Genomic DNA, 3,803 nt, shown 5'->3' on the forward strand with positions numbered 1-3,803 from the left:
TCTCCTTCCAAGAGCGAGGTTATTCCTCGCTAGAAAGCTCTGAGTGATCATCAAAATCTTTTGCTACCCGTTCAATCAAAGCGTAGCTCACTTGCTTCACCTTTGCTACTTCTTTGGCTAAAGCTAATGCACGTTCAAGGTGGGTTTTGTTGATGCTCTCGTCAAAGCCTAGGTGATCACCTGCCGTAAAGCTTTTCTGATAAGATTGTAAGGTTTCAGCATCACCCAACAAAGCAAGAGCGCCAAGATGAAGTAAAGCATAATGTGCATCGTTTGCTTCAGACGTGGTGCTTTTTTCCCAAGGAGCAGCGCCATAATCAGAGCGAAGTCTTTCAGAAAGGTCAATGTCTGTTACCGCCCATTTTAGCGCGTCATCAAGTGCTTGCTTTAAGCGATCCGCAGTAACTTCTGGTTCAAAGATTTCTAACCCCTTTGCTTCAAAATTAAGCTGTATATCTGGAATATCTTCCGTGTGGGTAGGATCAATGAATTTACAAGCGGTGGAAAGAATGCCAGTACTAATCATAAAAGCGCTATCAAATTGTGGGTAATCTTTGGCAATTTCGTCGTTATAAAGAATGTCTACTTCACGATCAGCCAATTGATAGCTTGCCATATGGTCATTCTCATTGATTTTCTCGGTTGACCAGCCTAGGCTTTTTAAAAGTGCATGAGCACTTTCCATGGTGAGACGATCATCAGTGTCATCCGCTTCATCCACTTCCTCTGCCGCTTCAACAGCAGTTGTTTTAGAAGCAACAGATGCTGTTTGCGGATCCAAGCTCAAAATCGGAGCGTTTTTAGGAAAACCAGTCCGATAACGGCGTGCAAGAGCAAGGACGTTATCAATAATATGTGCTATGTTTTCCCTTATCAAAGCTGAAAAGTTTTTATCCTTCAAACTTTCCTTATAAAATTTGAGTTTTTCAACATCCCCAATAAGAATAAGTGCAATAAGGTGCAACTTCGCAAAATCATATTCACTGTCTGGGGACAAAGCCGCATAATCATAGATGATTTGATTCACATTTTGTCGATCAGCCCAGCACAAAATATCCGCACAGATCTGCTTCAGTTTACCTTCATCCAATTCAGTACTAGAAACTGTATAAAATTCTTCTGCCTCTTTGAGAGCTATATATTGGGGCAATCTAGGAAACATCTCTCTATGAGCAGTAGAAAAACTAAGTGTTGAAAGGGAAGCCTTAAATACAACAATCGGCTCTTCTTCATCACTTTGAAGGTTATACATTATATTGATGATAAGGTCTTTACTTACAAAATAAGCATTGCGATCATAGTTCTTATCTCGATAAACTGTCCACCCCATCCTTTTTAAGTCTTCAGAAACTGTATTAAGAAAAGACAAATCTTGCAAACTAAGACGATCATCTATGGCTTTTCGCTCATTAAAGATTTTCAGATGTCTTTCTGCAAATTCAACAGCGTGATTAACATACCCCTCCAGTTCTTCATCAAGATTTTGCAAATGCTCAGGAATCTTATCCTCTGCAATAGAATCTTGATAGGATTTTAGGACATCAATTTGACCTGTCAATGCTAAACAAGCCAAATGCCAAATCACAGCTGGATAATAGCTATATTTTTGGATAAGCGTTTTGCTTTCTATTGACGCTTGTAAATCTTGGGCACGTGCCCACTGTATCACCCGCTCAGAGATTTTTGTCAACTCTTGCTCATTCAATATCTCTACACAAATATCAATTCCTTTATCAACCCCACGAAAATTCTCTCCTCCAATCGTATTAAAAGATCGATAAATATCCGTAGGTCGTACAAGATTACGTTGTCCACAAAAATGAATATACAAGCAAGCCAAAGAAATCTCTTCATTAGATATTTCAGCTTCGAGATGAATATTGTACTGATCATAGAGATGTACAAAGCCAAAATCTAACTTAATAAAACGATCCGGCAAAACCAACCACATTTTCCCAAGCTCTGTGGCAAACCACCCTTGAATTTTAAAAATGCGAGTTGCTGCTGTAAGACTCATCGACCACTGTTTAGGTTTTTTACGCGCTAAAATGTCATCTAACTCCCCGTTTTTATAAGCTTGCGCAAAAAGAATGAGGCGCTCAATCCACCCTATTGTTTTGTAATCTGAAAATTCTGGTACATGTAATTGGGGTGTAAACTTAGAACTTTTTAAAGCCTCAATATCACCAAGTAATGCTTCTGCAACAGCAGAATGATTGGCTGCTTTTTCACGTAATTTTTGTTCAATATCTTGTGCTTTCGCCCAAGCGATAACCCTATTTAAAGATTCCTTAACATGGCTTTCTGAGAGATCTGAAGCTGTAACATCGAAATCCTCTTTCGCAGAAAACAGCGTATCTTCATACTTATCCTGTGATACTTCACCACTAGCATATTCCCAAGCAAGGCAATAAGCAGCAGTGGTAAGATCAGCCGATAGCCGAAATTTTCCCCCATCCTCTCCATAATCTACAACATCATAACTAATGCCTACAATGCGATCGGGAAGATGATAATGCGCAAACATACTACCATCTTCAGCACGATAAGGTTCCCAGCCAAGCGTTTTTAAAATCTCTGTCACGTCTTTAGTTCGCATCGCTATTCACTTTCATTCAAAAAGTCCTGGATAATGAAAAACGTTAACGTCAGTTTTGTCTAACTTATTATTCAATTGTTCTTTAATCCATTTTCTATTCTCATTTTCCAATTCTTTCTTACTTCCTTTAAAATCTTTGAAATCTTTTTGATATTTTTCTAAGAACTCTTTGTTATCTTTAAGAAATTCCGTAAATTTGCCTTTTGTGGGCTCTGCATTTCCTTCTTTATATGCCTCTTTTAAAATCTTTTGTTGTTCACTTAATTTAGAATTCTTCCCCGTTTTTACCTCGCCAATTTTTATTTTACCATTCTCTATATAAACAATATCCGCACGAGATCTTACTACCCCCTTATCCGTCTTAGTTTTGAATACTATTTCTGTTTTGCATGTTCTACATCCTTCATCCTTTAATTCTTGTTTTTTCTCATCGCGTTTTTTATCATGATGCTTCCTGACTTGTCCAAGTATGTTACCCGTTCCATCATTATTGTTTTGTGGTTCTTTATTGTTTCCGTTTTTTTTCTTATTTTTACTTTCCTTCTGAGAATCTTTATTTTTTTCTTCTTCTGAGTTTTGATTTGTTTTTTCGCTATCTTCTGCAGAATTTTTCGATGCAAACCAATAGGTAAGGAAATCAGCTATAGCGGTTCTATTGTTAGGAGATTGAACAATAGTTGCTCCACCAGCCATAAAAAGAGACAGAGCTGCCAACTCTTGTGGCGTAAGCGACACAATGAACGCTACAGCAGCTGCTACCGCAGGAAGAAAATTATTTTCGGCAGCATTACCTGCGGCATCAGCACCAGTATTGACATCACCACCAGCAAGGGCAGCAGCAAAGCCCCCCGCAGCCCGTGCGACATCAATGGTGTGATCCCTAAAGTCAGCAAACTGCGCATCAATCTTTGCATTGATACGCGCTTGTTCTTCTGCCGTTGGAACACGACCATCCAATGCTGCTATTTCTTTTTGTATAAAATTTTTGGTCGACAGTTTAAACTGGAGCATAGCAGTGGCTTCGCCCACAGCCCCGCCAATCGCACCGGCAGAGCAAGCACCGCTCGCAACCGCGCCTTTTAAGCAGCCAAGACCGGCGTGGGCAACGATCTGTGTGACCGTATCTATTTTGCCTTCTGCCTTGGCGGTACCGATTTCTTCCGCCAACGATTTGCCAACCGTATCAGACAGGGCGATGCGCAGA

2 protein-coding genes are annotated in these 3,803 nt (G+C 39.8%); both read right to left on the bottom strand.

The window, feature by feature from the left end:
* Nucleotides 1-19: 19 nt before the first annotated feature.
* Nucleotides 20-2,599, bottom strand: coding sequence for a DUF6990 domain-containing protein (locus ACFILT_RS02040; RefSeq protein WP_375679494.1), 2,580 nt, complete (start codon nucleotides 2,597-2,599; stop codon nucleotides 20-22).
* A gap of 12 nt (nucleotides 2,600-2,611) precedes the next feature.
* Nucleotides 2,612-3,803 (bottom strand): VENN motif pre-toxin domain-containing protein (locus ACFILT_RS02045; RefSeq protein WP_375679495.1); only part of this gene is annotated, 1,192 nt, incomplete at its 5' end.

Source organism: Bartonella sp. AP7XZML, assembly GCF_042195745.1.
Lineage (GTDB): Bacteria > Pseudomonadota > Alphaproteobacteria > Rhizobiales > Rhizobiaceae > Bartonella.

Bases quoted from the DNA above. Each gene is read 5' to 3' on its own strand.
- ACFILT_RS02040 (WP_375679494.1), bottom strand. From the start codon at position 2,599: ATGCGAACTAAAGACGTGACAGAGATTTTAAAAACGCTTGGCTGGGAA.